This is a genomic window from Pseudomonas sp. FP198, from assembly GCF_030687895.1.
Taxonomy (GTDB): domain Bacteria; phylum Pseudomonadota; class Gammaproteobacteria; order Pseudomonadales; family Pseudomonadaceae; genus Aquipseudomonas.
In genome coordinates this window covers 1,598,426-1,624,197 of sequence record NZ_CP117452.1, presented here as the reverse complement: position 1 = coordinate 1,624,197, position 25,772 = coordinate 1,598,426, and the positions used below count along the sequence as shown (strand labels likewise).

Below are 25,772 nucleotides of genomic sequence, written 5' to 3'. Positions count from 1 at the left end.
CAAGAGCCTTAAATACAAAGGCTTTCGCGTTGAACAATGTGCCGGTTTTTTCCAAGCACATAAGTTTTTTTTGGAATAAGCCTTATGAGAAATTCTTCTTAGGCTTTTCCTAGAATGTTCTTAGCTGTGTTGTTACAAGGTTGAAACGGTTTTGATCTTTTACACGTCAATATTCTGGCGACAACGAAGCACAACAGACCTCAGGAGATGCATCCCATGCGCGTTCTTACCCCTCTCTGCAGCGCGGTTTTGCTGGCCATGGCCTGCTCTTCTCAAGCGCAGGCCATGTCCTTGACCGAAGCGATACAGAGCACCATCGCGACCCACCCGGAACTCGCACAGCGGGTGGACAGCCGTCTGTCGGCCAATGAAGACGTCAAGGTCGCCCGGGGCGGTTTTTTCCCGTCGGTGGATTTGAACGCCGGCTACGGTCGGGGCTACAGCGACAACACCAACACCCGGGCACTGGGCAACCATCACACCAATATCCTCACCTACACCCAGTCGGAGCTGCGCCTGCGCCAGATGATCTTTGACGGGTTCAACACCGCCAACGAAGTGGAACGCACCAAGGGTGTGGTCAACTCCCGCGCCTATTACGCCCAGGGCACCGCGCAGGACCTGGCCCTGCGGACCATCGAGGTCTACCTGGAAGTGCTCAAGCGTCGCGAGCTGGTAACCCTGGCCAAGAACAACCTGCAGGCGCACCTGCGCGTCAACGACCAGATCGGCCTGCGCACCGAGCGTGGGGTGGGCAGCACGGCCGACTCCGACCAGTCCAATGCCCGTCGGGCCCTGGCGGAAAACAACTACGACACCGCCCAGGTCGACCTGGCCGATGCCGAGGCGAACTTCTACAGCGTGGTCGGGCGCATGCCCGATGAGCTGGAAGCCCCGCCGTCGACCAAGGGCGAAATCCCGGTCGACCTGCGCGAAGCCCAGCAGAGCATGGTGGATAACAACCCGTACCTGAAATCGGCCCAGGCCGACATCCAATCCGCCGAAAGCCAGTATGAAGTGGCGAAATCACCGTTCTACCCGCGCTTCGATGCGGAAGCGGCGGTGGGCGCCAACAACAACCTCGGCGGCGAAGAGGGCCACGACAACAACTGGCGGCTGGGCGTGGTGATGAACTACAACCTGTTGCGCGGCGGCAGCGACAAGGCCCGACTGGCCTCCAACGCTCACCAGATCAACCAGGCCATGGACATCCGCAACAACGCCCTGCGCCAACTCAACGAAGACACGCGCCTGGCCTGGAACGCGATGCTCAACGCCCGCAAACAGACCCCGACGGCCCGTGAGTACGCCGACACCACCGCCCGCGTGCGTGCCGCTTATCAAGACCAGTTCGGCCTCGGCCAACGGACCCTACTCGACTTGCTCGACAGTGAAAACGAGCTGTACAACGCCAACCGTCGCTACACCGAGGTGCGCTACACCGAGGAATACTCGATGTACCGCGTGCTGGCGAATATGGGCCTGTTGTTGAGCAAACAGCGGATCGTGCTGCCGGCCGACGCCGTCGCCCAGACCGAAGTCAAGAACCAGGCACGGCTGCCGGAACTGAAGTAGTCCATGGGAGCGATCGACATGACCCGCATGGAACCGGTAATCCCCGGCGCCGACCCGCGCCTGAACTTCGATGACCCGTTGCTGGACGGCTTGTTGATCCTCTGCAAACTCCATGGCGCGACTGTCAGCCGCGCCAGCCTGAGCGCCGGGTTGCCAATGGCGCACCAACGCTTGAGCCTGGACCTGCTGCCTCGCGCAGCGGCCCGGGCCAGTCTGCAGGCGCGGCTGCTGCGTCGCGACCTGGCGGACATTTCGGCGCTCAATCTGCCGGTGATGCTGATTCTGGCCGGAGGTCGCTGCGCGATATTGCGCCGCTGGGGTGACGACGGCCAGGCGCTGATCCTGCCCAGCGAAGCCGATGGCGGCGAACAATGGGTCAGCCGCCAGGAGCTGGCCGCCGACTACAGCGGCCAGGCCTTGTTCGCCCGACCGCGCCACGAACTGGAAGATTTGCGCGCGCCGCTGGTGCCGCGAGTCGAGGCCTGGTTTCGTGACACCTTGAAACTGTCGCGCTGGCTGTACAGCGACGCGATCCTGGCGAGCTTCCTGATCAACCTGCTGGGATTGATGGTGCCGCTGTTCGTGATGCAGACCTACGACCGCGTGGTGCCGAACCAGGCCACGTCGACATTGTGGGTGCTGGCCGTCGGGCTGCTGATCGGCACCGGGTTCGAATTGGTGCTGCGGGTCGTGCGGGCTCATCTGCTCGACACTGCCGGCAAAAAGACCGACGTGATCCTCTCCGCCACACTGTTCGAACGCATCACCGGCATGGCGATGAAAGCCAAACCAGTGACCATCGGCGGCTTCGCCCAGAGCATCCATGACTTCCAGGGCCTGCGGGAATTTCTCACCGCGGTGACCCTGACCAGCCTGATCGACCTGCCCTTTGCCGTGCTGATGCTGGTGGTGATCGGCCTGCTTGGCGGCTGGCTGGTGGTGATACCCGTGGTGGCGTTCCCGCTTACCGTGACTTTCGCCATGATCATCCAGGCGCGTCTGCGCGACACCGTGCAGAAAAGCCTGGCCCTCGGTGCCCAGCGCCAGGCCTTGCTGATCGAAACCCTCGGCGGCCTGGAAACCCTCAAGGCCTGCAGCGCCGAAAGCGAACGCCAGCATCAGTGGGAAAGCACCCACGGCGCCCTCACCCGCCTCGACAGTCACGCCCGCAACCTTTCGGCGCTGGCAACCAATGGCACGCTGTTCCTGCAACAACTGGCCGGCATGGCAACCATCGTCGCCGGCGTCTACAGCATCATTGCCGGCAACCTCAGTGTCGGCGCACTGGTGGCGACCTACATGCTCGGCAGCCGGGTCCTCGCGCCGCTGGGCCAGATCGCCGGGCTGATCACTCGCTACCAGCAAGCCCAGCTCACCATGCGCAGCACCGATGCCTTGATGGCCCTGCCCCAGGAGCGCGACGCCAGGCAGCGCCCGCTGGAGCGCACCCAATTGCAGGGCGCCCTGGATGTCAGCGGCGTGACCTTCCACTACGACGGCCAGAGTACCCCGGCGTTGGCAAACGTCAGTTTCAGCCTCAAGCCTGGCGAGCGCGTCGGGATCATCGGCCGCAGCGGCTCGGGCAAAAGCACCCTGGCGCGCCTGGTGATGGGTTTTTATGCCCCGCAGGAAGGTCAGTTGCTGCTCGATGGCCTGGACCTGCGGCAACTGGACGTCGCCGACCTGCGCCAGCAGATCGGCTATGTCGCCCACGACCTGCCGCTGCTGGCCGGCAGCCTGCGCGACAACCTCACCCTCGGCGCCCGCTACATCAGCGACGGCCGCATGCTGGAGGTGGCGGAACTGACCGGCGTGACCGAATTGGCGCGCCAGCATCCGCAAGGCTTCGATCGCCCGGTCGGCGAGCGCGGCCAGCTGTTGTCCGGTGGTCAGCGCCAGGCCGTACTGCTGGCCCGGGCCCTGCTGCTCGACCCGCCGATCCTGTTGCTCGATGAACCCACCAGCGCCATGGACAACAGCAGCGAAGATACCTTGCGGCAAAAGCTTCACACCCATGTGCAGGGCAAGACCGTGCTGCTGGTCACCCACCGTACCTCGATGCTGAGCCTGGTGGATCGCCTGGTGGTGCTGGAAAACGGACGGATCGTGGCGGACGGACCGAAGGACGCGGTGATCGATGCGCTGCGTAAAGGGCGGGTGGGGTCTGCTGCGGTGTAGAAGCCGACACATATCCTGTTTGGTCCGGGGACACATGGTTGACACCTGTGGCGAGGGAGCTTGCTCCCGCTGGGCTGTGAAGCAGCCCAAGACCATTCACCTGATTGTGTCAGGCAGACCGCGTCGGCAGGTTTACGACGGCTTCGCCGCCGAGCGGGAGCAAGCTCCCTCGCCACAAAAAGCAGCACTGAGAATCTATTAATCAACGGGTACCGTCCATGTCTGCTCAAACACCTGATTCAGCCGCCCGAAGCTACTTCGGCAGTTTCAGCAAAAGCGCCGAAAGCGAGTTCATGCCGGAAACCGCCAGCGCGACGTTGCAGGACTCGCCCCGACGCTCGCGCGTGACGGTGTGGCTGGCCGCCGGGCTGATTGTCAGCGGTTTGGTCTGGGCCAAACTGGCCGTGCTGCAGGAAGTCACCACGGGTGAAGGCAAGGCGATTCCATCAAGCAAGATCCAGGTGATCCAGAATCTGGAAGGCGGCATTGTCACCGAGATTTTCGTGCGCGAAGGCCAGATGGTGAACAAGGGCGAGACCCTGCTGCGCCTGGATGACACGCGGTTCCTGTCGAACAAGGGCGAGAGCGAGGCCGATCGTTACGCCCTCACGGCCCAGGTCGAACGCCTGTCGGCCGAGGCTGAAGGGCGACCGTTTGCGCTGTCGGCCGAGGTGACCGCCAAGGCTCCGCAAGTGGCCGAGGACGAACGTTCGTTGTATGAACAACGCCAGCGGCGCCTGGCCAGCGAGCAACGCACCCTCACCGAACAGCTGCGGCAGAAAACCCAGGAACTCGCCGAGTTTCGCTCCAAACAAGGCCAGTTCAGCTCGGCCCTGTCCTTGCTGCAGGAAGAAATGAACATGTCGGCGCCGCTGGTGCGCACCGGGGCGGTTTCACCGGTGGAAATCCTCCGGCTCAAGCGCAGCGCGGTGGAGGTGCGCGGCTCACTCAACGCCACCACCCTGGCGATCCCTCGGGCCGAGTCGGCGATCAACGAGATCAAGAGCAAGATCGACGAATCGGAGCAATCCTTCCGCTCCGACGCGGCCAAGGAGCTCAACGAGAAACGCACCGAGCTGTCGAAAATCACCGCATCGAGCATCGCCATCGATGACCGGGTGACCCGCACCACCGTGGTCTCGCCGGTGCGTGGGGTGATCAAGCAGCTCAAGGTCAACACCATTGGCGGTGTAGTCCAGCCGGGCAGCGACATGGTCGAAATCGTGCCACTGGAGGACAACCTGCTGATCGAAGCCAAGGTCCGCCCGCAAGACGTGGCCTTTCTCCACCCGGGCCAGAAAGCCATGGTCAAGTTCAGCGCCTACGACTACACGATCTATGGCGGCCTTAGCGCCAAGCTCGAACTGATCGGCGCTGACACCATCACCGATGACAAGGGCAACAGCTTCTACCTGATCCAGGTGCGCACCGATAAAAACCATTTGGGCGGTGATGCCAAACCGTTGCTGATCATCCCGGGGATGGTGGCGACGGTGGACATCATTACCGGGGAGAAAAGTGTGCTGGATTACCTGCTCAAGCCGGTGCTGAAGGCGCGGACCGAGGCGATGCGTGAGCGCTAGGCTTTGGCCAGGATCTCCTGTGATTGGTCTATCGCTATCGCGAGCAAGCTCGCTCCCACAGGGGATCTGGATTGATGCTCAATATTGTGAGCACAGGAGATCCATTGTGGGAGCGAGCTTGCTCGCGATGGGGCCAGCAAATATCCCTTATTTCTTTGCATGATTACGCTGAAACGTGTCCTCCCCCATCGCCGCGATCTGCCCCTCGATCAGCGCCTCGAACGGCCTCAGCAACGGCTCGAAACTGGTCGGTGCTTCGAGGGTTTGCAGTGCCTGGACAATCGCCTCCACCGTCGACAACGCGCCCGGCCCGGGCGCCTTGCGCAAGCGATAACGGGACACGCCGCCGTCGGCCAGGGTGACCCTCGGCAGCGCCGCCAGCAAGGGGTTCAGGTGCAGCAACTTGCGCGCCTTGCGCCAGGTGCCGTCGGGGACGACCAATAGCAGCGGGTCGTCGCTGGGACCGTAGGCTTGCATCGGCTGCGCATCGTCGGCTGGAAACAACAACCGCGCCTGATAACCCGGTTGATTGAGCAGCCGGGGCAAATCCTCGAACACCTCGCCGACGATCAATTCGCCGTTGTTCAGGCCCAACGCCGCCAACCGCGCCGTGTTCAAGGCATGGTTCACCTCGCTGGGATGCTGCAAAAGCAGAACGCGGGTGCGGCTGTCGAGACGGGGGATCAACGGGCACAGGCAATGGCTTTGCGGACGGTGGCAACGCGGGCAGTGAATTCTGGACATGGTCAGGCCTGGTTCAGTTGAGCTTTGAGCAGATCACGGAAGGTCTGGATCAGCGGCTCGCGGCTGCGGCCACGGCGCACGATCATCGAAAACGGCGCCTGATAACCAAAGGTCGCCGGCAGCAGCACGCGCAGATCGCCCTTGTCGACCCAGGCCTGGGCGTAGTGCTCGGGCAGGTAACCGACGTAGGCGCCGGACAGCACCAGGATCAATTGCGCTTCCATACTTTCTACCGTCGCCGCGCTGTGCTTGAAGCCGTGGCGCGCTAGTTCGGCCTGGCTCCAGTAACCGCGCCCGACCATACGCTGCTGGGTAATGAGTTGCTCAGGGATGCGCCGTTCGTTGAATAACGGATGCCGGTTGCTGCAATACAACCAGTGCTGCTCGCGGTACAGCGGCATATAGACCAGTCCGCTCATGCGTGTGGAAAACGCGCCGATGGCCAGGTCTAGGCGATTGTCCTGCACGCCGAGTTGCAACTCGTAGGGGCTCATGACCGACAGGTGCAAATGCACCGCCGGGTGCTCCTGGCTGTAGGCGCCGATGGCTTCGGCGAACGGCAATGCCTTGTCGCTGACCGTCGAGTCGATCACGCCCAGGTTCAGCGTGCCGCGCAATTCGCCCTTGAGCGCAGCGGCGTATTGCTCGAAGCCTTCGAGCTCGCCCAACAGGCGCAGGGTTTCCTGATGGAACAGCTCGCCTTTGCTGGTCAGGCTGAACCCGCCCCGCCCGCGATGACAGAGCACCAGGCCCAGGGCCGATTCGAGTTGGCTCATGTAGGTGCTGATCGCCGACGTGGAAAGATTGAGCTCATGCTGGGCATTGGCAAACCCCTGGTGCCGGACCACGCTGACAAAAATGCGCAGCAGTTTCAGGTCGGGTAGAGCGTTGGCCATCGGGGTATCTCCAGATCACACATATACAGAGCCTGCCGTGCTTTTGTGGCGAGGGAGCTTGCTCCCGCTGGGCTGCGAAGCGGCCCCAAGCCCTTTCACCTCGATGTATCAGGCAGACCGCGTTGGCTGGTTTTGCGATGGCTGCGCCATCGAGCGGGAGCAAGCTCCCTCGCCACAGGGCTTAATCGTCTGCCCCAGGATTGCGCTGCTGCGGAGTCTATCGCCCCGTCTCGCATTAGTTTAGAAAAATCTGAACTAAGTATTTGCCGCCAGCGATTCTTCACGGCGAAGGCTTTTCGCAGAATCGGCCCCTGATAAATAAAACAAACGATGAGGCCCTACCCGTGGACAAGATTCTTCACCAACCACTGGGCGGCAACGAAATGCCGCGCTTCGGCGGCATCGCCACCATGATGCGCCTGCCCCATTTGCCCACCGCCGCCGGCCTGGACGCAGCCTTTGTCGGCGTGCCACTGGACATCGGCACCTCGCTGCGCGCCGGTACCCGCTTCGGGCCCCGCGAGATCCGCGCCGAATCCGTGATGATCCGTCCCTACAACATGGCCACCGGTGCCGCGCCGTTCGACTCGCTGTCGGTGGCGGACATTGGCGACGTGGCAATCAATACCTTCAACCTGCTCGACGCGGTGCGGATCATCGAAGAGTCGTACCACAAGATCCTCGAACATAACGTCATCCCCCTGACCCTGGGCGGCGACCACACCATCACCCTGCCGATCCTGCGGGCGATCCACAAGAAACACGGCAAGGTCGGCCTCGTGCACATCGACGCCCACGCTGATGTGAACGATCACATGTTCGGCGAGAAAATCGCCCACGGCACCACCTTCCGCCGCGCCGTGGAAGAAGGCCTGCTCGACTGCGATCGCGTGGTGCAGATCGGCCTGCGCGCCCAGGGTTATACCGCCGAGGATTTCAACTGGAGCCGCAACCAGGGTTTCCGTGTGGTCCAGGCCGAAGAGTGCTGGCATAAATCCCTGGCCCCGCTGATGGCCGAAGTGCGCGAGAAAGTCGGCGGCGGCCCGGTGTACCTGAGCTTCGACATCGACGGCATCGATCCGGCCTGGGCGCCGGGCACCGGTACCCCGGAAATCGGCGGCCTGACCACCATCCAGGCGATCGAGATCGTCCGTGGCTGCCAGGGCCTCGACCTGGTCGGTTGCGATCTGGTAGAAGTTTCGCCGCCGTACGACACCACCGGCAACACCTCGCTGCTGGGCGCCAACCTGCTGTACGAGATGCTCTGCGTACTGCCCGGCGTGGTTCATCGCTGAGGCGCCGCCATGAGCCATCGAGATCAGGTTCTCAAGGCCGCCGCCGAGCTGGTATCGGCCTTTGCCCGTAATGACCGCGAGGCTTACTTCGGCGCATTCAGCGCCGATGCGAGCTTCGTGTTCTACACCCTCGAACAGCCGCTGCTGTCACGCGAGGCCTACCAGGCCTTGTGGGACCGTTGGCGCGCCGAGGATGGCTTCGAGGTGCTGCGTTGCACCTCAAGCAACGCCTTCGTCAGCCTGCAAGGGGACGTGGCGATTTTCATCCATGACGTGGCCACCGAGCTGCGCATGCAAGGGGAGCTGCACTTTAGCCAGGAGCGCGAAACCATCGTGTTTCGCCAAGAACAACAAGGCCTATGGCTGGCCTGTCATGAACATTTGTCCGCAATGCCGGAAGGGCTGCCACCCCCTTAGCCAAACAGGCGACGTTCACATCCGATGAACGCGCCTCGATGATCGGAGCAGATCATGAATAACAATAACGATAAAAGCCTTACGCACATTGAAACCAACGGGGTCGAACAGATCCCCGACCACGAACGAACCGCCGGCCCGGGGGATCTGTTTCGACTGATCTTCGGCGGCGCCAACACCTTTGCCACCGCGGTGCTCGGCAGTTTTCCGGTGCTGTTCGGGCTGTCATTCCAGGCTGGGGTCTGGGCGATAGTGCTGGGGGTACTGGTCGGTTCGATCATCCTCGCGCCGATGGGCCTGTTCGGCCCGCTCAACGGCACCAACAACGCCGTGTCCTCGGGCGCGCATTTTGGCGTCCATGGGCGAATCGTCGGCTCGTTCCTGTCGCTGCTGACCGCTATCGCGTTCTTCTCGCTGTCGGTGTGGAGCTCGGGCGATGCGCTGATCGGCGGCGCCAAGCGACTGGTCGGCGTACCGGAAACCGACCTGAGCCTGGGCCTGGCCTACGGCCTGTTTGCCCTGCTGGTATTGACGGTGTGCATCTACGGCTTTCGTTTCATGCTGTGGGTCAACCGCATCGCCGTGTGGGCCGCCAGCCTGTTGTTCCTGCTGGGCATCTTCGCCTTCGCGCCGAGCTTCGACAGCCAGTTCGCCGGCACGGTCAGCCTCGGCCAGCCGGGCTTTTACGCCGCCTTCATCGGCGCGGCGCTGGTAGCCATGAGCAACCCGATTTCCTTCGGCGCGTTCCTCGGCGACTGGTCGCGCTACATCCCGCGCAACACGCCCAAGCCACGCATCATGCTGGCGGTCATCGCCGCTCAATTGGCCACGCTGATCCCGTTCCTGTTCGGCCTTGCCACGGCCACCATCGTCGCGATCAAGGCGCCGGACTACATCGCCGCGAACAACTACGTGGGCGGCCTGCTGGCGGTATCGCCGGGCTGGTTCTTCCTGCCGGTATGCCTGATCGCGGTGATCGGCGGCATGTCCACCGGCACCACCTCGCTGTATGGCACCGGGCTGGACATGTCCAGTGTGTTCCCACGGCTGCTGTCGCGGGTCAAGGCGACGCTGCTGATCGGCGTGCTGTCGATCGCCTTCATCTTCATCGGTCGCTTCGCCGCGAACCTGGTGCAGAGCGTCTCGACCTTCGCCGTGCTGATCATCACCTGCACCACGCCGTGGATGGTGATCATGATCATCGGCCTGCTGGTGCGCCGCGGCTTCTACTGCCCGGACGACCTGCAAGTGTTCACCCGTGGCGAAACCGGCGGGCGCTACTGGTTCAGCCATGGCTGGAACTGGCGCGGCCTGGGGGCGTGGATTCCCAGCGCACTGGTGGGACTGTGCTTCGTCAACCTGCCGGGGCAATTCGTCGGGCCGTTGGGAGAGCTGGCCGGTGGCATCGACATCAGCCTGCCGGTGACCCTGGGCCTGGCCTCGGTGGTGTACCTGCTGTTGCTCGGGCTGTTTCCGGAACCGGCGGCGGTGTATGGGCCGCAGGAGTGGCGAGGGGATTTATCCCCGCTGGGCTGTGAAGCAGCCCCAAAACAGTCAGCTCAATCTGCCTGATAGACCGGGGCGTCGCGGTTTGGGACCGCTTCGCGCTCCAGCGGGGATAAATCCCCTCGCCACAAACTGCAACCCACCCGACTTCCTATAAAAATAGAACCGGAGACACGCCATCATGGCCTTGGATTTAATCGTCGTTCTCATCTACGCCACCGGCATGATCGCCCTGGGCTGGTACGGCATGCGCCGCGCCAAGACCCGCGACGACTACCTCGTCGCCGGGCGCAACCTCGGTCCGGGCTTTTATCTGGGCACCATGGCCGCCACTGTGCTGGGCGGCGCGTCGACTATCGGCACCGTGCGTCTGGGTTATGTCCACGGCATTTCCGGGTTCTGGTTGTGCGGCGCCATCGGCCTGGGCATCGTCGGGCTGAGCCTGTTCCTTGCCAAGCCGTTGCTCAAGCTGAAGATCTACACCGTGACCCAAGTGCTGGAGCGCCGCTACAACCCGGCCGCGCGCCACGCCAGCGCGGTGATCATGCTGGTCTATGCGCTGATGATCGGCGCCACCTCGACCATCGCCATCGGCACGGTCATGCAGGTGTTGTTCGGCCTGCCCTTCTGGGTGTCGATCCTGGTGGGCGGCGGCGTGGTGGTTCTTTATTCCACAATCGGCGGCATGTGGTCGCTGACCCTGACCGACATCGTCCAGTTCCTGATCATGACCATCGGCCTGGTGTTCTTGCTGATGCCCATGTCGATCGTCGATGCCGGCGGTTGGGATGCAATGGTGGCGGCTTTGCCGGCGCGTTATTTCGATTTCACCGCCATCGGCTGGGACACCATCCTCACCTACTTCCTGATCTACTTCTTCGGCATCTTCATCGGCCAGGACATCTGGCAACGGGTGTTCACTGCCCGCAGCGAAGGCGTGGCGAAAGTCGCCGGTACCGCGGCCGGCCTGTATTGCGTGCTCTACGGCCTGGCCGGTGCGCTGATCGGCATGGCCGCCAAGGTCTTGCTGCCGGACCTGGAAAACGTCAACAACGCCTTCGCCAGCGTGGTGCAGACCAGCCTGCCCAACGGCATTCGTGGCCTGGTGATCGCAGCCGCGTTAGCGGCATTGATGTCCACCGCCGCTGCGGGCCTGCTCGCGGCATCCACCACGGTGGTCCAGGACTTGCTGCCCCGCTTGCGCCAGGGCCGTGAAAGCGGCGACGGCGACGTTCACGAAAACCGTATCGCGACCCTGCTGCTGGGCGCGGTGGTCTTGGCGATCGCCTTGGTCGTCAGCGATGTGATCAGCGCCCTGACACTGGCCTACAACCTGCTGGTCGGCGGCATGCTGATCCCGCTGATCGGGGCGATCTACTGGAAACGCGCGACCACCGCCGGCGCGATCACCAGCATGTCGCTGGGCTTCGTCACCGCGCTGTTCTTCATGTTCAAGGACGGCCTGGATGCGAACACGCCGATCTACTACAGCCTGAGCGTGGCGTTGGTGAGCTTCGTGGTGGTGAGCCTGCTGTCGCCACGGTCGGAGGTGGTGGCCAAGGCGGTTTGATCAAGTAGCTGAGAGTTTTCTTCGAGGGGTATGGCGTCGGCGGCCATGCCCCTTTTTTTGCCAAATCGATCCCCGTGGCGAGGGAGCTTGCTCCCGCTGGGCTGCGCAGCAGCCCCAAAATGCACCTATCACCACAGTGTGTCAGACGTGACGCCGGGGCCCGCTGCGCAGGCCAGCGGGAGCAAGCTCCCTCGCCATAGGAGGGCTCATGACACAAATAAAAAAAGATCGCAGTCTCGGCCCGTTTCAATTGAAACGGGCCGAGACTGCGATCTCTCCAAAAAAGTGGGTTTACCGGCGGCGCGGTTGGCGGCGGCGTTGCTCGTCGTCGGTGCGGATCGGGATCGGCTGCATGGGCGGTTCGATCAGGCCGAGCGCGACACCCAAGTCGTGAAGCCAGTTCTGGATTTTCTCTTTCATCGTGGTGCCCCCTCAGGGTGGTGCGAGCGGCAGATTTCTGTGGCCCCTTCGCACTGATAATAGTCCGAAGTCCTACGCAATGCTCGTTACAGATTGCAATGATCTGTTACTGAATTGATCCAAATCCCACGCAGGGAGTTCAAGCCGATTGCGCCGTGATCATTGGCGCCCGCGGCCACGCTTGTTGCTGCAACTCGATCCAGGCGTTCAGGTTGGCGCCGACCATGCCTTTGCGCCACATCAACCACGTCGTCGCGCTGGCAAACGGCTCGGCCAACGCATGCACACTTACCCGTTCCCGCCCCGGCAGGCTGGCGAGCATCGACTCGGACATCAGCGCCACTCCGGAGCCGGCAATCACACAGGCCAGCATCCCCTGGTACGACTCGATCTCCATCGCCCGCCCCATGGTCGCATGATCGTGGGCGAACCAGGCTTCCAAGCGCATCCGGTAGGAACAGCCACGCCGGAAGGTAAATACCGCGCGACCTTGCACGTCCAGCGCGCTGCCCACCGGCGGGTGGTCGGCCTCGGTGATCAACACCAGCCGCTCGTCGCACAACGGCACGCCATCCAGCCCGGCCAGCTCCAGCGGACCGTCCACCAGCGCCGCATCGAGGCGATTGGTGAGCAGGCCTTCGAGCAATTCTCCACTCGGCCCCGATTGCACTTGCAGGTTCACCGCCGGGTAGGCCCGGTGGTAAGCCGCCAACAAGTCCGGCAAGTGGGTCGCCGCCGTGCTGTACATCGTGCCCAACACAAAATCCCCGGCCGGCTGGCCGCCCTGCACCGCCGCGTGGGCTTCGTCATGCAGGGCGAACAGCTTGGTCGCGTAGTCCAACAGGACTTTACCCGCAGGCGACAACTGCAACCGCTGACGCTCGCGCAGGAAAAGATCCACGCCCAGCTGCTCCTCGAGCTGCTTGAGCCGGGTCGAGAGGTTCGATGGCACCCGGTGCAAGCGCTCGGCCGCGCGGGTGATGGAACCTTCCTCGGCCACGGCCTGGAAAATCCGTAACTGGCTGAACTCCACGACCTTCTCCAAAAAAGAACAAGTTGCTCACTATTATTCATTTTTAATGAAAGTCAATCGGTTCTAGCCTGACGGTCAATCACCTCGACGCCGGAGATCGACCATGTCGCCCTTGATTCGCCTGCTCGCCAGCTTCATTGCCTTGATGATGGCCATGGGCATCGGCCGCTTCGCCCTTACACCGCAGTTACCTCATTTGATCGGCGAAGGTCAGATGGACTTGACCGCCGCCGGTCTGATTGCCGCCGCCAACTACCTGGGTTACTTCCTTGGCGCGCTGGACGCCATGTTCGCCCGTCGCGCCGAACAGGTGCAGCGACGGCTGTTGGGCGGCCTGTGGTTATGCGTGCTGCTGACGCTGGCGTCGTTCTGGGCCTGGGGCTTCTGGCCGCACCTGGCGCTGCGCTTCGGCACCGGCGTGGCGAGCGCCTGGGTGATGGTGATGATCACCGCGTTGAGCCAACCCCTGGCGGCGGCAGCGGGACGACCTCGGCTGGGCGCGTTGGTATTTGCCGGGCCGGGCATGGGGATTTTTCTCACAGGCTTGCTGGCGCTTGGCTCGAACCTGTTGGGCCAGACATCCGCCACCTTGTGGCTGGTGTATGCCGGCGCGGCGCTGCTGATGCTGTTGGTCATCCTGCCGGCCCTGCCAAAACCCGCGCCGGCGGCCACCCTCGCAGCGCCAGTCGTCACTTCCGGCAACAGCGGCATCGCCCGTCTCTGCGTGGTCTACGCCTTGTATGGCGTGGGCTACATCATTCCAGCCACGTTTCTGTCGCAGATGGCTTCGGCGCAATTTCACGGGCAATGGCAGGCAGACCTGTTCTGGCCCTGCTTCGGCCTCGCCGCCGCCACCGGTGTGCTGCTGGTGAGCCTGCGCCGGCCGAACCCGAACACCACCAGTCGCTGGCTGATGGCGACGTTGTGGCTGCAAGCCGCTGGCGTGTTTGCCTGCCTGCTGGGCAGCGGCACGGGCCTGGCCTTGGGCGTGTTTCTCTGTGGCGCGCCGTTCCTCGCCTGCATGCAACTGATGGTGATGCGTGCCCGGGAACTGGCACCTCACGCGACCCAGCGCAACATCGGCCTGCTGACCGCGTGTTTTGCCATCGGCCAGCTCAGCGGTCCCCTGCTGGCGGCACTGAGCAGCCATTTCAGTGGCGGTCTGCAACCGGCACTGATCGTCGCCGGCAGCGGCCTGCTGTTGGCCGGCGGGCTGTTGCTGCGGCCCGCCAGACGTGGCGCGACGAGCCCCTGCGCGCAGACCGCCCTGCGCTGATCAGGCCTGGCCGGCGGGGTTGGGTGAAGTGTTGAGTGAAGTGTTGAATTGCGGCGCTGGCTCGCGTCGCGCCAGGGCGAAATACAGCACCCCGCCGAGGAAACAACCGGTGAACCAGGCAAAGTTGGCCATCGGTTGCAGCAGCGGTGTGAACGTGATCGCCACGCCCATCAGCGTCGCCGGAATCAACGCCTTGACCGCCGTCCAGTTGATGCCGCCGCTGTAGTAATACCGCCCGCTCGGCCCATCATTGAACAGCGCATCGACGTCGATCTGCTGCTTTTTGATCAGGTAGTAATCCACCAGCAGGATGCCGAACAACGGGCCGATAAACGCCGCCAAAACGTCCAGGGTGTAGTGGATCACTTCAGGATTGTTGAACAGGTTCCACGGCGTGATGAAAATCGAGGCCACCGCCGCGATCATGCCACCGGCGCGCCAGCTGATCTTGCTCGGTGCGACGTTGGCGAAGTCGAAGGCCGGGGATACGAAGTTGGCGACAATATTGATGCCGATAGTCGCGGTCACAAAGGCAAAAGCCCCCAGCAACACCGCTACGTCGTTGTCGATGCGCGCCACGGTGGCGATCGGGTCATGGAGCATTTCGCCGAACACCGGCAACGTCCCGGACACAATCACCACGGTTACCAGCGAGAAGGCCAGGAAATTCACCGGCAGCCCCCAGAAATTGCCCCGTCGCACGTCAGACATGCTCCGGCAGTACCGGCTGAAATCACCGAAATTGAGGGTCGGGCCGGAAAAATACGAGACCACCAGGGCTGTTGCCACGATCACTTGGCCGAACGCCTGCCAGCCAGACAGGGATTTCTCGGCCAGGGTAAAGCTGATGTTGCTCCAACCGGCCTTCCAGACGATCCAGCCGGCCAACAGGAACATCACCGCATACACCACCGGCCCGGCCCAGTCGATAAACCGACGAATCGACTCCATGCCCGTCCAGAACACCAACGCCTGGACAAACCACAACCCGAGGAAACCGAACCAGCCCAGGTAGGACAAACCGGCAAAATGCGGCGTTGCGTAGGCTTCCATCGAAGGAAAAAACCGTAGCACCACGATGATCAGCGCGCTGGACGCCAGATAGGTCTGGATGCCATACCAGGCCACGGCGATCAGGCCCCGAATCACCGCCGGAATATTCGCCCCGAACACGCCGAACGCCAGCCGGCATATGACCGGATAAGGCACCGCCGCCTGTTGGCTCGGCTTGGCGACCAGGTTGGCGATCAACTGCACAATGCAAATCCCGCCGAGCAGCGCAATGAGTACCTGCCAACTCGCCAGGCCCAGAGCGAACAGGCTGGCGGCAAACACATAGCCGCCGACGCTGTGCACGTCGCTCATCCAGAACGCAAAGATGTTGTACCAATTCCATTTCTGCGGCAGCGGTCCCAGGTCTTCGTTATAGAGGCGGGGGCTGTAGCCATTGGGCAATTGCTCGGACATTGCGGGGCTCCTTTTGGGTACCGCCGTGCCCCCGAGTTGATTGTCCACCACACTGCGCACGGGAGCCGGCATGGTTTGTATACGGGTTGCTACGCAGAATGCGTGCCACAGGCGCTAGATCCGAGACAAACCGTGGTTTACAGGACAGCGGAAGGCCGAGCGAGCACAGGCATGCGCCCACGAACGGGGCGCGGGTGCATGCTTAGGGTGCAGATTTTTTTGTATACAGATAGCAGGTAAGCACTGCTTTTGTGGTGAGGGGATTTATCCCCGCTGGGTTGCGGAGCAACCCCAAGACAGCCGTCTCAATTTTTCTGGCAGATCACGGTGAGATGAGTTAGGGGCACTTCGTGCCCCAGCGGGGATAAATCCCCTCGCCACAGGAAACCCTGCCAAGGTTCCATCGCTTTAAGTGCGATCAGCTCAACTCAATACGATCCGCATGAATGACAATCTGCCCATTCTTGTACAGCGCGCCAATGGCCTTCTTGAAGTTGCCCTTGCTCACGCCAAACAGGCTGCTGATCAGCGCCGGGTCGCTCTTGTCGCTGACCGGCAGCGTGCCGTTGTTGTCGCGCAACTTGGCGAGGATCTTCGCGTTGAGGCTGGTCGCCGCTTCCTGGCCCACTGGCTGCAAGCTCAGGCTGATCTTGCCGTCCGGGCGTATCTCCTTGATGAACCCCTTCTCCTGCATGCCGGCGCGCATGAACTTGAAGATTTCGTTCTTGTGGATCAAGCCCCAATGCTTGTTGTTGATAATTGCCTTGAAGCCCATGTCAGTGGCTTCGGCAACCAGCAGATCGACTTCCTGCCCAGGCGTGTAGTTGGCTGGGGTCTTGTCCAGATAACGGTCCAGGCGCGCCGTGGCGGTGATGCGGCGGGTGTGTTTGTCGAGGTAGACGTGCACCACGCAGTATTCGCCGGCGGTCATCTGGCGTTTTTCTTCGGAGTACGGCAGCAGCAGATCCTTGGGCAGCCCCCAGTCCAGGAACACGCCGATGCTGTTGACCTCAACCACTTTCAGACTGGCGAACTCGCCCACCTGGACTTTCGGTTTTTCCGTGGTAGCGATCAGTTTGTCGTCGCTGTCCAGATAAATGAAAACATTGAGCCAGTCTTCATCTTCACTCGGAATATCCTTGGGGATATATCGGTTGGGCAGCAGGATTTCGCCGTCCGCGCCGCCATCCAGATATAAACCGAAGTTAGTGTGTTTAACCACTTGCAAACTGTTGTAGCGCCCGACTAAAGCCATTTCCAGATACCCTCATTACGTGGGCGGCATTCTACCCGGTTTTGCCGCGTGATTCGTGGTCGCTGGTGCAGCCGTTGATTTTCCTGGGGTTTCAGCGAGGGAGCGGCCATTCGTCAGACGGCGGCGGGTGCGAATCGCCACATTTCGAGCCCGAACCACATCAAAGGTTGTTATTTAAAACAGTGGCTTAGGACGATAAACGTGCATTAATCGGTAATATTTCCGGCCTCGCTGCGCTATATTCCGGAGGGATATTTACCAAGCAATTGTCAAGTATTTCCTGTACGATGCCTGGCCCAATTAATTATCCATAGGTTAATGGCCGTCATGCGCGTAAAAGCATCCAACAGCAAAGCAAAGCCAGCTCCAGCCGTTGAAACCAGCGAGTCGATCAACGACCAGATCGCTGCGTTCCTCAAGTCCGGCGGTGAAATCCAGCAGATTGCCAAAGGTGTCAGCGGCCAGACCTTCGGTCCGTCCAAGCAGATCAGCCTGGGCAAGAAGTAATCCCCGTTTCACCTGGTCCCAAAGCGCTTTGAATCTCGAAGCGCTTGGACTGGAACCTCCCTCGCTTGATCCCCTTCACACATAAATCGACGAACGGCCATCGCTGCCGGGTATTCGCCGGTATGCTTGCACCTCTCTAGCTCAAGCGTTTCAGCTTGGTTACGATTCCCTGCTCCTCGCTATTCATGGAGTGAAGCATGCGCATTCCTGTTGTCCTGCTGACGTTCAGCCTGCTCGCTTGCCCCGCTTCTTATGGGCAGGTGTTCCAGCGCGAGCTCGGCGACTTCGATCTCAAACTCGGCACCACACCCAGCCGCAGCATGGCCCAAGGCCTGGTCACGCCGTCGAGCACCGGCTCGTTCCACGGTGGCCTGGACCTGAGTCATGACAGCGGTTGGTACGTCGGCCAGTGGTCGCCCAGCGCCGGCGTGTCCGCCGACCTTGAGATCGATTCCTACATGGGTTTCAAACAACCCTTCGGCCAGACCCTGGGCTACGAAGTCGGCTTGATCCACTACAGCTACCCTACCGTCGATACCCTCGACAGCCAGGAATTCTACGGCGGCCTGACCCTGCTCGGCAGCCGCTTCGGCGCCGCCTTGAGCAACGACCCGGACAAACAGAACAGCACCCTGTTCGCCGACCTGGGCGGCAACGTGCCGTTCGGCATTGGCATCAGCGCCAAATACACCACCCACCAGCTCAACTCGCCTGTTTCCGTCGATAACGGCTACGTCAGCAGCTTCAGCGACTGGTCGCTGAAAATCTCCCGCCCATGGAAAGGCATCGACCTGGACCTGATCTACACCGACTCAAGCCTCAGCGGCAGCAGTTGCTCCGCCTACTCCGGCCACAACAGCGAATGCGACAGCCTGCTGACCCTCAAGATGGCCCATCCTTTTTACTAGGCGTTACTTATTAATCGGCTGAACTGCCGCGCGCCTGCCATGCTCAAACAAAGCACCTCCGCCTTTGCAAGGACTCGCTCATGTCGCGCTGGTTAACACGCACCGCCATGTTCATCGCCCTGCTGCTGACACTCACCGCTTGCAGCCGTGTCGGCCTGGCCTACCGCAACCTCGACCTGATCATCCCCTGGACCCTCAACGATTATCTGGAGATCAACGGCGAGCAGAAAGACTGGTTCAACGACCGCCTCAAGGAGCACCTGAGCTGGCATTGCACCACGCAGTTGCCCGGCTACCTGGATTGGCTCGATCGCCTCAAAACCATGGTGCAGACCGACCAGGTGACCAACGAAGCCCTGCAGCAACGCACCCGCGAAGCCAAGGCCGCGATCGCCGAAACCGCCCGGGAAATCACCCCATCGGCCACCGAACTGTTACAAGGCCTGAGCGATGACCAGGTGGCCGACATGGACGCCGCATTCATCAAGGATCAACGCAAACGCCAGCGGGACTACCTCAAGCCGACCTTGCAACAGCAGATCAAGGAACGTGCCGAGCGCATGGAAAAACGCCTGAACGACTGGATCGGCCCGCTCAACGACGCCCAGCGCCAACGCGTACAAGCCTGGTCCACCGCCCTTGGCGACCAGAACCAGCAATGGATCGCCAACCGCGCCCACTGGCAGAACCAGTTCAGCGAAGCCGTCGCCCAACGCCACAGCCCCGACTTTCCAAAACGCATCGAGCAATTACTGGTGAACCGCGAAAGCCTGTGGACGCCCGCCTACCGCGAGGCCTACAACAAAACCGAAGCCCAGGCCCGCAGCCTGTTGGTGGACCTGATGGCACAGAGCACCCCGACGCAGCGTGAACAGCTGTTGAAGAAGATTGACGGAGTGAAGAAGGATTTCAGCGATTTGAAGTGTCTGAAAGCAGCACGCCCGTAAGCCCCACCACAAATCCCCCTGTGGGAGCGAGCCTGCTCGCTCCCACAGGAGAATGGGTGAATCCATCAGGCAATCTGCGCCTTCGAAGCCAGATCATCAAAAGTAAACTCATCCAGCGCATCTTCCTGCTCATCCAGCACCTGGCGCGGATGATCATTGCCCGGAATGCTACTGTCGATCAGGCTCAACAACCGCGAGCCACGGGGCGTCAGCACAAAATTCTCGCCATTGCCGCCCTCTTCCTCCGGCCGCGGCTCGATATAACCCCGCTCAAGCAGCAGTTTTTCATACTCGCCGGCAACCGCTTTCAGATGATCGAGGTTCTCGATGTCCTCACCCAGAGCCGCCTTTTCCGCCGCGTACTGCTCCGCATAGGGCCGAGGGGTAAAACTGTGGCCGGCGCCGTTTTGCACTTCGTGCAGCAACCGTTCGATCAAGTCCCAGTTATAAGTCGTCATCCTGGTCCATCCTCTAGAGAGTGAGATGCCTACTCAGTTTGTGACCGAGGCGGTGCGGCGCCGTTCAGCCGGGTTTACCGGCGGCGTCTTTCCCACGCCGACCAACGGATTGTCGAATCCGCCGGCCGCCAAACGACTAGCCATTGCAATCGCCGATCAATGAGTCTCTGAGGAGAAGCCCCATGAACATCGAGCACCATCCGGTCGTCTCGCGGGAAGCCTGGCTCGCCGCCCGCCGCGAACACCTCGCCCACGAGAAAGCGTTCACCCGCGAACGGGACAAACTCAGCGCCGAACGCCGCGCGCTACCCTGGGTAAAAGTCGAAAAACCCTACCGCTTCCAAGGCCCCCACGGCGAACTGAGCCTGGCCGACCTGTTCGGCGGCCGCAGCCAACTGATCATCTACCACTTCATGTTCGGCCCCGGCTGGACCGAAGGCTGCCAGGGCTGCTCGTTCCTGGCCGACCACATCGACGGCGCCAACCAACACCTGGCCCACCACGACGTCGCCGTCGTGGCCGTCTCCCACGCCCCGTTCGCCGAATTCCAGCCGTTCAAACGGCGCATGGGCTGGGCCTTCGACTGGGTCTCATCGGCAGGCTGCGACTTCAACCACGATTTCGGCGTCAGCTTCAACGCACAAGACAGCGCCGCCGGAACAGCCACCTACAACTACGAAAAAACCGACAGCACCGAAAGCGAACTCCCAGGCCTGAGCGTCTTCTATCGCAACGAAGCCGGCGACATCTTCCACACCTATTCCACCTACGCCCGCGGCCTCGACATCCTGGTCGGCGCCTACAACTACCTCGACCTCACGCCAAAGGGCCGCAACGAAGACGAAATCATGGACTGGGTGCGCCACCACGATAAATACCAGGAAGCCAAGCCCCACAGCTGCTGCCATGGCTGACGCGCCAGCCACCCCAGTCGAGCGCGATCCCCGTGGCGAGGGAGCTTGCTCCCGCTCGACTGCGCAGCAGGCGCCTGATTTAAGCCGAAAGATGCCAAGCGAAACTCCCTACTTGAAGCTCGAAAAACGGCCAAATGAACTTTCCCTGGTAGCCCGGCCTCAACCGTCTACCTGCCCAACAAAGGAATACGAGGCCCGAGCCATGAAAAACCTCATCCAACTCACCCTCGCCGCCACCCTCACCTGCGCCCTGCCGGCCTGGGCGACCTGCACGCCCGAAGAAGCGACCATCAAGCGCGAGCAACTGGCGGATAAAGTGACCAAGCTCACCGAACAGGATCCGGCCAAGGCCAAGGAAATGAATGAAGAATTGCAGGCGATGAACCTGGAAACGTCCAGCAAGGACGTACCGGACAAATGCCAACTGATCGATAAGCGCCTGAAGGAGCTTGAAGAGGCGCAGAACAAGGCCGAGTGATCAGCCTCGCGCGGATAGGAAAGGAAGGAAAGGACTGCCCAGACCGGTCTGGCGTCGCCCGGTCAATTCACCGCGAGGCCGAGCGCAACCTCGGGCTGGGCCAGCCTCAGAAACCGGATCAAGGCCTCGCGTTGCGCCAGGGCATCCTGTCGCCCCAGCTCGATCAGTTCGCTGCAATAGCCTTTCTCGAATAACAGATAACTCAACACACTCGCACCGCTGGTCTTGGTCGCACCCGGCCCACGCAAAAATACCCGCAACGCTCGGGGCAGCTCCTGGCGATGGCGCGCGGCAATTTCGTCGATCGGCTGGCTCGGGGAAATCACCAGCACCTCCACCGGTGCCGCGCCGAGGGCGTGGGCCGGCACATCGTCTGGCAGCATGTGGCTGAACCTGTTCAGGCGCTCAAGCAGTTCGATGTCGCTTTCCAGGCTATCGATGAACGTGCTGTTGAGCATGTGCCCGCCGATCTGCGCCAGGGTCGGCTGCAGGCCGGTGTAGCTGCGTTCCAGCGGATCCTGGGCCGACACGCCGCGCGGGTTGCCGCTGACGCCGATGACCAGCACGCGGTTGGCCCCCAGGTGCAGGGCCGGGCTGATGGGTGCCGATTGGCGCACCGCGCCGTCGCCGAAATATTGCGGGCCGATCTTCACCGGCGCGAACAGCAGAGGGATCGCCGAGCTGGCGAGCAGGTGTTCCACCGACAGCTGCGTGGGCACACCGATACGCCGATGACGCAGCCAGGCGTCGATGGTGCCGCGGCCCTGATAGAAGGTCACCGCCTGGCCGGATTCGTAGCCAAACGCAGTGACCGCCACCGCGCGCAATTGGTGCTCGGCAATCGCCTGCTCGATACCCGCGGCATGGAATTGCGCCTGGAGCAGTTCGCGCAGCGGCGAACTGTCGATCAGCGCCACCGGCAGCTTGGCTCCCAGGCCGAGCAGGCTATGGCCGATGAACCGTGTCGCCTGGCCCATGACCCCGCGCCAGTCGCTGCGCATCACCTGGTGGCTGCACACGGCTTGCCAGAAGGCCGTCAAGCGTTCGATGGCGGTCTTGAAGTCCATCGCCCCGCTCGCCAGGCTGACCGCATTGATCGCACCGGCAGAGGTACCAACAATCACCGGAAACGGGTTGCGACCGCCTTCCGGCAGCAACTCGGCAATCGCTGCCAATACACCGACCTGATACGCCGCTCGAGCCCCGCCGCCGGAAAGAATCAAACCTGTTACCGGTTCAGCTGGGGTCATCGCGATACTCCGTGTTCAGTCATAGGGCTATATGATCAACCGCGTTTATCGTACAGCTTCGGCTCGCCGGGCGGCCGGGTCTTGAAGCGCCGGTGGGCCCAGAGGTATTGCTCGGGACACTGGCTTACCGAGCGCTCGACCCACTGGTTGATGCGCAGGCAATCAACCTCTTCGGTCTCGCCGGGAAAATCTTCCAGCGGCGCCTGGATCACCAGACGATAGCCGCTGCCATCGGCCAGGCGCTCCTGAACGAACGGCACGACCAGTGCCTTGCCCAGGCGCGCGAACTTGCTGGTAGCGGTGACCGTGGCCGCCTGGATGCCGAACAGCGGCACGAACACGCTTTGCTTGGCGCCGTAGTCCTGGTCCGGTGCGTACCAGATTGCCCGGCCGGCGCGCAGCAACTTGAGCATGCCGCGCACGTCATCACGCTCTACCGCCAGGGAATCGAGGTTATGCCGTTCGCGGCCACGGCGCTGGATATAGTCGAACAACGGGTTCTTGTGCTCGCGATACATGCCGTCGATGGTGTGCTGCTGGCCGAGCAGCGCAGCGCCGATTTCCAGCGTGGTGAAATGCAGCGCCATCAGGATCACGCCCTTGCCGTCGCGCTGGGCCTGCTTGAGGTGCTCCAGGCCTTCGACATGGGCCAGCTTCGCCAGGCGCGAACGCGACCACCACCAACTCATGGCCATTTCGAAGAAGGCGATGCCGGTGGAGGCGAAGTTTTCCTTGAGCAGACGCTTGCGCTCAGCGGCGGATTTCTCGGGGAAACACAGCTCGAGATTGCGACTGGCGATGCGCCGTCGGTCGCCGGCCGCCCGGTACATCAATGCTCCCAAGGCGCGGCCGATCCGCAACAGCAGCGGATAAGGCAACTGGATGATCAGCCACAACAGCCCCAGGCCGCACCACAGCAGCCAGAAACGCGGATGAAAAAAAGCAGCTCGAAAACGCGGGCGATCCATTACAGCTTCCATTAATACCTGGGCCGCGCATTCTACATCGTTCGACCCGGCTTGCGGCTCGCGGACGATCTCGTTATAAGTCTCGGCACTTTTAGTGACAAGCCGTTGTACGCCGACCATGAGCCAAACCGAACCGCTAGACCAAGACCCCGTGTTCCAGCTGAAGGGCAGCATGCTCGCCATTACGGTGCTGGAGCTGGCCCGTAACGACCTGGAAGGCCTTGACCGGCAACTCGCGGCGAAAGTCGCCCAGGCGCCGAATTTTTTCAGCAATGCCCCGCTGGTACTGGCGCTGGACAAGCTGCCGGCCGGTGAGGGCTCGGTCGACTTGCCAGGGCTGATGCGCGTTTGCCGCCAGCATGGGCTGCGCACCCTGGCGATCCGCGCCAGCCGCATCGAAGACATCGCCGCCGCCATCGCCGTGGACATTCCGGTGCTGCCGCCCTCCGGCGCCCGTGAACGCGTGCTGGAGCTGAGCCCGGCGGAACCGAAAAAACCGGAAAAACCGCCGGAGCCGACCATCAAGCCGACCCGTGTGATCACCTCGCCGGTACGCGGCGGACAGCAGATCTACGCCCAGGGCGGCGACCTAGTCGTGGTGTCCTCGGTCAGCCCGGGTGCGGAACTTCTCGCCGATGGCAACATCCATGTATACGGCCCGATGCGCGGCCGTGCGCTGGCCGGTGTCAAGGGTGACACCAAGGCAAGGATCTTCTGTCAGCAGTTGAGCGCTGAACTGGTCTCTATCGCCGGGCAATACAAGGTTTCCGAGGACTTGCGGCGCGACCCGTTATGGGGTGCCGGGGTCCAGGTCAGCCTGTCGGGCGACGTGTTGAACATCATTCGGCTTTAACGGATACTGCCGCATTTTCCAAGCATCTCTAAAACCTAGCGAAAACGGCTTGAATGACGTAGGAAAAAGGATCAGGCAGTGTTTACCCAAGGTAGACCCCGCCCGCATCCGATTCCAGCCAAGCCTGTCCAGTTGCAGCAGTTTTTCCAGAGATGTTTTTCAGGGGCTGACAAAGTCCTTTTTCCTTAGGGGTGAAACACCTTGGCCAAGATTCTCGTGGTTACATCCGGCAAGGGTGGTGTGGGTAAGACCACCACCAGCGCCGCTATCGGTACCGGCCTCGCCTTGCGCGGCCACAAAACAGTCATCGTCGACTTCGACGTCGGCCTGCGTAACCTCGACCTGATCATGGGTTGCGAGCGTCGCGTGGTCTATGACTTCGTCAACGTGGTCAACGGCGAAGCGAACCTGCAGCAGGCCCTGATCAAGGACAAGCGCCTTGAGAACCTCTACGTACTGGCCGCCAGCCAGACCCGTGACAAAGACGCGCTGACCCAGGAAGGCGTGGAAAAAGTCCTGATGCAACTCAAGGAAGACTTCGAATTCGTGGTCTGCGACTCCCCGGCCGGTATCGAGAAAGGTGCCCACCTGGCCATGTACTTCGCTGACGAAGCGATCGTCGTGACCAACCCGGAAGTCTCGTCGGTACGCGACTCCGATCGCATGCTCGGCCTGTTGGCAAGCAAATCCCGGCGCGCCGAGAACGGCGAGGAGCCGATCAAGGAGCACCTGCTGCTGACCCGCTACAACCCGCAACGCGTCAGCGATGGCGAAATGCTCGGCGTCGAAGACGTCAAGGAAATCCTCGCGGTGACCCTGCTGGGCGTGATCCCGGAATCCCAGGCGGTACTCAAGGCTTCGAACTCCGGCGTGCCGGTCATCCTTGACGACCAGAGCGACGCCGGCCAGGCGTACAGCGATGCGGTCGATCGTCTGCTGGGCAAAACCGTCGAGCATCGATTCCTCGACGTCACGAAGAAAGGTTTCTTCGAGCGCCTGTTTGGAGGTAGGTAATGAACCTTTTTGACTTCTTTCGTGCCAACAAAAAGCCAAGTACCGCCTCGGTCGCGAAAGAGCGTCTACAGATCATCGTGGCGCACGAACGCGGCCAACGCAGCACCCCGGACTACCTGCCCGCCTTGCAGAAGGAACTGGTGGAAGTGATCCGCAAGTACGTCAATATCGGCAACGATGACGTGCATGTCGCGCTGGAAAGCCAGGGCAGCTGCTCGATCCTGGAACTCAATATCACCCTGCCGGATCGCTGATCGACC

26 protein-coding genes are annotated in these 25,772 nt (G+C 61.9%); 17 read left to right on the top strand and 9 right to left on the bottom strand.

What is annotated here, in order from left to right; translation table 11 throughout:
• Positions 1–216: 216 nt before the first annotated feature.
• The 3 genes from PSH78_RS07650 (at position 217) to PSH78_RS07640 (ending at position 5,336) form a co-directional block, all read left to right on the top strand.
• Complete coding sequence (locus tag PSH78_RS07650) at positions 217–1,575, top strand: TolC family outer membrane protein (protein WP_305499524.1); 1,359 nt, start codon at positions 217–219, stop codon at positions 1,573–1,575.
• An 18-nt stretch (positions 1,576–1,593) separates the two neighbouring features.
• Positions 1,594–3,753, top strand: coding sequence for a type I secretion system permease/ATPase (locus PSH78_RS07645; protein WP_305499522.1), 2,160 nt, complete (start codon positions 1,594–1,596; stop codon positions 3,751–3,753).
• A 218-nt stretch (positions 3,754–3,971) separates the two neighbouring features.
• The gene (locus PSH78_RS07640) at positions 3,972–5,336 is read left to right on the top strand and encodes an HlyD family type I secretion periplasmic adaptor subunit (RefSeq protein ID WP_305499521.1); all 1,365 of its coding nucleotides are present in this window, start codon (positions 3,972–3,974) and stop codon (positions 5,334–5,336) included.
• 147 nt (positions 5,337–5,483) lie between these two features.
• Here the strand turns inward: PSH78_RS07640 and PSH78_RS07635 are convergent, their stop codons facing one another.
• Positions 5,484–6,080, bottom strand: a complete 597-nt coding sequence (locus PSH78_RS07635) for a tRNA-uridine aminocarboxypropyltransferase (RefSeq protein WP_305499520.1) — start codon at positions 6,078–6,080, stop codon at positions 5,484–5,486.
• A gap of 2 nt (positions 6,081–6,082) precedes the next feature.
• Positions 6,083–6,976 carry a LysR family transcriptional regulator gene (locus PSH78_RS07630; RefSeq protein WP_047227898.1) on the bottom strand — a complete coding sequence of 298 codons (894 nt, stop codon included), beginning with the start codon at positions 6,974–6,976 and terminating at the stop codon, positions 6,083–6,085.
• 344 nt (positions 6,977–7,320) lie between these two features.
• On the opposite strand from PSH78_RS07630, the gene speB reads away from it, so the two are divergent.
• The 4 genes from speB to PSH78_RS07610 all read left to right on the top strand — a co-directional run bounded on the left by speB (position 7,321) and on the right by PSH78_RS07610 (position 11,764).
• Entirely contained in the window at positions 7,321–8,271 is a 951-nt protein-coding gene (gene speB, locus PSH78_RS07625; RefSeq protein WP_045155351.1) for an agmatinase, read from the top strand.
• 9 nt (positions 8,272–8,280) lie between these two features.
• A complete protein-coding gene (locus PSH78_RS07620) occupies positions 8,281–8,688 on the top strand; it encodes a nuclear transport factor 2 family protein (RefSeq protein WP_305499519.1) in 408 nt (135 codons plus the stop codon).
• Between the two features lie 51 nt (positions 8,689–8,739).
• Complete coding sequence (locus PSH78_RS07615; RefSeq protein ID WP_305501203.1) at positions 8,740–10,260, top strand: cytosine permease; 1,521 nt, start codon at positions 8,740–8,742, stop codon at positions 10,258–10,260.
• A 115-nt stretch (positions 10,261–10,375) separates the two neighbouring features.
• Positions 10,376–11,764: a sodium:solute symporter gene (locus tag PSH78_RS07610; RefSeq protein ID WP_305499518.1), complete on the top strand. Its 1,389-nt coding sequence runs from the start codon at positions 10,376–10,378 to the stop codon at positions 11,762–11,764.
• A 291-nt stretch (positions 11,765–12,055) separates the two neighbouring features.
• On the opposite strand, the gene PSH78_RS07605 is transcribed toward PSH78_RS07610, so the two are convergent.
• Both PSH78_RS07605 and PSH78_RS07600 read right to left on the bottom strand, forming a co-directional pair.
• Positions 12,056–12,184, bottom strand: coding sequence for a PA1414 family protein (locus PSH78_RS07605; RefSeq protein ID WP_256222727.1), 129 nt, complete (start codon positions 12,182–12,184; stop codon positions 12,056–12,058).
• A 139-nt stretch (positions 12,185–12,323) separates the two neighbouring features.
• Positions 12,324–13,217 carry a LysR family transcriptional regulator gene (locus tag PSH78_RS07600; RefSeq protein WP_305499517.1) on the bottom strand — a complete coding sequence of 298 codons (894 nt, stop codon included), beginning with the start codon at positions 13,215–13,217 and terminating at the stop codon, positions 12,324–12,326.
• A gap of 103 nt (positions 13,218–13,320) precedes the next feature.
• On the opposite strand from PSH78_RS07600, the gene PSH78_RS07595 reads away from it, so the two are divergent.
• On the top strand, positions 13,321–14,493 hold the full coding sequence (locus tag PSH78_RS07595; protein WP_305499515.1) for a YbfB/YjiJ family MFS transporter: 1,173 nt from the start codon (positions 13,321–13,323) through the stop codon (positions 14,491–14,493).
• Here the strand turns inward: PSH78_RS07595 and PSH78_RS07590 are convergent, their stop codons facing one another.
• Both PSH78_RS07590 and PSH78_RS07585 read right to left on the bottom strand, forming a co-directional pair.
• A complete protein-coding gene (locus tag PSH78_RS07590) occupies positions 14,494–15,960 on the bottom strand; it encodes an NCS1 family nucleobase:cation symporter-1 (protein ID WP_305499514.1) in 1,467 nt (488 codons plus the stop codon).
• A gap of 418 nt (positions 15,961–16,378) precedes the next feature.
• Positions 16,379–17,215 carry a S1 RNA-binding domain-containing protein gene (locus tag PSH78_RS07585; protein ID WP_305499513.1) on the bottom strand — a complete coding sequence of 279 codons (837 nt, stop codon included), beginning with the start codon at positions 17,213–17,215 and terminating at the stop codon, positions 16,379–16,381.
• Between the two features lie 318 nt (positions 17,216–17,533).
• Here PSH78_RS07585 and PSH78_RS07580 point away from each other — a divergent pair, with 318 nt between their 5' ends.
• From PSH78_RS07580 to PSH78_RS07570, 3 genes are all read left to right on the top strand, one after another.
• The gene (locus tag PSH78_RS07580) at positions 17,534–17,722 is read left to right on the top strand and encodes a hypothetical protein (protein ID WP_018607615.1); all 189 of its coding nucleotides are present in this window, start codon (positions 17,534–17,536) and stop codon (positions 17,720–17,722) included.
• A gap of 197 nt (positions 17,723–17,919) precedes the next feature.
• Positions 17,920–18,630 carry a TorF family putative porin gene (locus PSH78_RS07575; protein WP_305499512.1) on the top strand — a complete coding sequence of 237 codons (711 nt, stop codon included), beginning with the start codon at positions 17,920–17,922 and terminating at the stop codon, positions 18,628–18,630.
• Positions 18,631–18,710: 80 nt separating this feature from the next.
• Positions 18,711–19,577: a DUF6279 family lipoprotein gene (locus tag PSH78_RS07570; protein ID WP_305499511.1), complete on the top strand. Its 867-nt coding sequence runs from the start codon at positions 18,711–18,713 to the stop codon at positions 19,575–19,577.
• A gap of 65 nt (positions 19,578–19,642) precedes the next feature.
• On the opposite strand, the gene PSH78_RS07565 is transcribed toward PSH78_RS07570, so the two are convergent.
• Positions 19,643–20,035 (bottom strand): transcriptional regulator, encoded by a 393-nt coding sequence (locus PSH78_RS07565; protein WP_305499510.1) that lies wholly within the window; start codon positions 20,033–20,035, stop codon positions 19,643–19,645.
• Between the two features lie 25 nt (positions 20,036–20,060).
• On the opposite strand from PSH78_RS07565, the gene PSH78_RS07560 reads away from it, so the two are divergent.
• The 3 genes from PSH78_RS07560 (at position 20,061) to PSH78_RS07550 (ending at position 21,427) form a co-directional block, all read left to right on the top strand.
• Positions 20,061–20,198 carry a hypothetical protein gene (locus PSH78_RS07560; protein ID WP_305499509.1) on the top strand — a complete coding sequence of 46 codons (138 nt, stop codon included), beginning with the start codon at positions 20,061–20,063 and terminating at the stop codon, positions 20,196–20,198.
• 19 nt (positions 20,199–20,217) lie between these two features.
• On the top strand, positions 20,218–20,949 hold the full coding sequence (locus tag PSH78_RS07555; RefSeq protein WP_305499508.1) for a thioredoxin family protein: 732 nt from the start codon (positions 20,218–20,220) through the stop codon (positions 20,947–20,949).
• A 202-nt stretch (positions 20,950–21,151) separates the two neighbouring features.
• Positions 21,152–21,427: a hypothetical protein gene (locus tag PSH78_RS07550; protein ID WP_305499507.1), complete on the top strand. Its 276-nt coding sequence runs from the start codon at positions 21,152–21,154 to the stop codon at positions 21,425–21,427.
• A gap of 62 nt (positions 21,428–21,489) precedes the next feature.
• Here PSH78_RS07550 and PSH78_RS07545 read toward each other — a convergent pair whose 3' ends face one another.
• A complete protein-coding gene (locus tag PSH78_RS07545; protein WP_305499506.1) occupies positions 21,490–22,677 on the bottom strand; it encodes a patatin-like phospholipase family protein in 1,188 nt (395 codons plus the stop codon).
• Positions 22,678–22,712: 35 nt separating this feature from the next.
• Positions 22,713–23,645, bottom strand: a complete 933-nt coding sequence (locus tag PSH78_RS07540; RefSeq protein WP_305499505.1) for a lipid A biosynthesis lauroyl acyltransferase — start codon at positions 23,643–23,645, stop codon at positions 22,713–22,715.
• Positions 23,646–23,763: 118 nt separating this feature from the next.
• Here PSH78_RS07540 and minC point away from each other — a divergent pair, with 118 nt between their 5' ends.
• From minC to minE, 3 genes are all read left to right on the top strand, one after another.
• On the top strand, positions 23,764–24,498 hold the full coding sequence (gene minC / locus PSH78_RS07535) for a septum site-determining protein MinC (protein WP_030142350.1): 735 nt from the start codon (positions 23,764–23,766) through the stop codon (positions 24,496–24,498).
• Positions 24,499–24,699: 201 nt separating this feature from the next.
• Positions 24,700–25,512, top strand: a complete 813-nt coding sequence (gene minD, locus PSH78_RS07530; protein ID WP_042728954.1) for a septum site-determining protein MinD — start codon at positions 24,700–24,702, stop codon at positions 25,510–25,512.
• Positions 25,512–25,766, top strand: a complete 255-nt coding sequence (gene minE, locus PSH78_RS07525) for a cell division topological specificity factor MinE (RefSeq protein WP_039594520.1) — start codon at positions 25,512–25,514, stop codon at positions 25,764–25,766. Before minD ends, minE begins: the two co-directional genes overlap by 1 nt.
• Positions 25,767–25,772 lie beyond the last annotated feature (6 nt).